The sequence below is a fragment of the Anaerosinus sp. genome (assembly GCF_965318445.1).
The window spans coordinates 1-3,087 of sequence record NZ_CBDNNH010000022.1 but is presented as its reverse complement, the minus strand read 5'-3'; the positions used below and the strand labels follow the sequence as shown (position 1 = coordinate 3,087).

The window sequence follows — 3,087 nt, the reverse complement described above, 5'->3', positions numbered from 1 at the left end:
CACTACTTGCACCTTTTACCCAAACTGTATTCAACGGCACCCTAAAATATTGTTCATCAACATCTGCATAGAACGGTACTGCACGACCACCAGATGCAGTTTTCATTGCTTGCCATTCAGTTTCGGTTTTGATTAGACTTGGATGTGTTTGTACCCATGCCCACAGGTCAGTATATGTTGATTTGAGATATTTTCCACCAAGTAAAGATAATTGCCCCGCTTGTAGTTCAGTATATGAAATTGTGTATTCAAATCCGACTGGTAATCCTGCTTTTTTTGTTGCTTCTTCGATATCACTTTTCAATTCTTCAATAATTTCTTTATGTGTATGATTTTTATCAGCTTTTTCATTAAAACCAGAACTAATTTTTTGACTTGACCATGTTTTATTACTTACAACAGCATTATCATCAATTTCACAATAATTTAAGGCTTGCAACAACTTGTCGATTTCTTCTTTTGTATAATATTTATTAAGCACCTTAGAAATTTTGTCACTTGACCATGTTTTAGTTGTTAAAATTTCAGAATCATTAATTTGATTAAAATCTAACTGCGCAAGCAGTTTATCAATTTCTGCTTCTGTATAGTAGCGATCATCATGATCATGTTTTATATTAGCATTTAAAGCAAAAGCTAAATTTACTACACTAAGATTTGCCATAACCCCTCCATTTTCTACGCATCTAGCATAAATAAATTCATCGGGTTTTGCTGTGAATTTTAATTTTTCTTTTGGCTGTAATACTACACCACTATCTTTTTGCGGATTTTCAATGCAAGTTACAAGTTCAACACTTTGCTCTTTACTTAAATTTTGCATTAACCCTTCTGTTTCTTCAATTTTTGTAAATTCATCATTTAATCTGTACAACATTTTCATTTCTCCTCTTTTATAAGTATTTTTGAAATCCGGTAATCTACAAACCTCTTAATTCAGTTTTCTTTTTCGTCTGTTTACTGTCTTTCACTTGTATACATTCTTGATTAAGTAATTTTTAAATAGGTAAATATATAAATTTTGATAAAAAAAAGAGCCTATTTAGCCCTTTCATTTTCTTGCATCTTTTCTATTTCATCCGGCGCATGTCTTCCTATACTTATTATCTAAACCTTTGTACATATAAAAAAATACGTCTTTTCGATACTATTAGTCCCCCCTTATAATCGTCACTTCTTCCCCCCGATATATTTACCATAACTCCACAAAATCATCTTTAAACCTTGCTATTGCAAGGCTATGCAACGGCTAAATACACTCGCAAAGTAGTTTTACCAGTTTTATCAAAAGACCTTCTATTTATTATTAAAGCTTTTATACAATAAAAAAATGAGCACAAATGCTCTGCACCCATTCGAATCTGTTTATTTAGAAAATCTTATTTGCCCAAAACAATAAAAAAAAGAGTTCCGGTAAATTCCGAAACTCATTTATTCTAATGGTGCGATCGACAGGAGTCGAACCTGTGGCCTATTGCTTAGGAGGATTCAGTTTAAACCCCTGCAAAGCTAGTAAAATCAGCACTTTATGAGGTTTTTACAAAAATTTAATTCAATCATATTACAACGTATTTACTGGTTTAATCAAGTATAATTTTGTTATCGTTGTGCCCATTTTGTGCCCAAATGCAATTTAGATATCGGAATTATTCCAGCACCCTGCACTTTTACTATCAAAAAATTGTATATTTATATTTCTGTTTAGGTTTCTTATTGTTTGCTCATAATACGTTATTATTTCGTTATTATTATTTTCACCCCTATTATAAATTGATATTACTACATTTCTAATTTTTAGGTTTTTAAAAATTTTATCAATAATATGCTTATCACATTTACCCATTGCCCAACCATATATTACAATAGTTTCCCCTAAGTCATTCAATATAGATTCGTACACATAATTTAAATAAGGACTTCTCTTTATAGCAGCAATTTTTTGTTTTGACTCTCCTTCACTAACAAAAAGTGGCGTATAGCCTTGCTCCCATTTTTCGGATATTTCTTCCAATAGTCTATCTTCCTTAGTTAGTCTTATTTTTCTTTCATAACCATTATCAGATATAAATAATAAGTTACCGTGAGGATAAAATATTTTAGTAACTTGATCGTCTTTATTTTCCGCGTATTCATAACTAAATTCCAATAGCGTATTAAAATCGTTTTTAACACAAAAATAATCTCTTGCATATTGAAAATTTTCTGAATTGCAATTTAAAATCCAATATAATATTAAGTCATAGTTTAAATTAATTACATTTGAAAATAAGTGTATAAATTTAAATATTTCATTATTACCAAAAGTAAAATATCCAATTTCATTATATTCAGCATGGCTATTTTTCACAGAATTAATAAGCGCATTTTTAATATTATCATAATTAATTGCAATCTTTTTTTTATCTATATCTAAAATATTGTTAATAATTTTAGCCTGTTGCAATTTGCTTAATACATACTCAAAATCTGTTGTTTCCAATTGGTCAAATATTTCTTCTTGTTTCTCATCTATAAATTTATTCGAACATGCATAACCGTATAATGACGAGTAACTAAATTTATTGTTAAAAGCAATGCTTGCGCCATTCCCCAAAATTAATGATGCATTTTCAAATCTGCTATAATCAGGGAATATATCTTTAAATAATTTAATTTCCGACATTTACTCACCCACATTTTCTTTTTATACATATTATACCATACAATAATAAATAAATTTATATCTCTGTATCATTTAATTTTATTGCAATAAATCCTAAGTCCAATCCTCAATATATAACCAATTAAAAATGAACTTAGAAGAATAATAATCCAAATAATAATACATCGCTTTTCGGTATTCAAGAGATCCCTGGGAAAATTCGCATAATTCGCTCACCTCTATACTACAGACTATTTCTTAAAATTGCATATTTCTCCACAAAACACAAAAAGCCTGCATCGAATTGATATGCTCCCTTTATAGTAGACAGTTAAAATAATATAACTGTTTCTATGAAGGGAGTATTTTTCATGGGCAGAAAAGGAAAGATTTCAATAGAAGGAAAAGTGAGCTCAATTGAAGCATACCTGCTAGGAGGCAAAGGT

Annotated in this window: 2 protein-coding genes; both read right to left on the bottom strand. The window is 29.5% G+C overall.

What is annotated here, in order from left to right; translation table 11 throughout:
• A partial coding sequence (locus ACWZFG_RS11060) for a hypothetical protein (protein WP_455577636.1) occupies positions 1 to 877 on the bottom strand: 877 nt, incomplete at its 3' end.
• A 756-nt stretch (positions 878 to 1,633) separates the two neighbouring features.
• Complete coding sequence (locus tag ACWZFG_RS11055; protein ID WP_455577635.1) at positions 1,634 to 2,662, bottom strand: DUF4917 family protein; 1,029 nt, start codon at positions 2,660 to 2,662, stop codon at positions 1,634 to 1,636.
• Between the last annotated feature and the right edge of the window lie 425 nt (positions 2,663 to 3,087).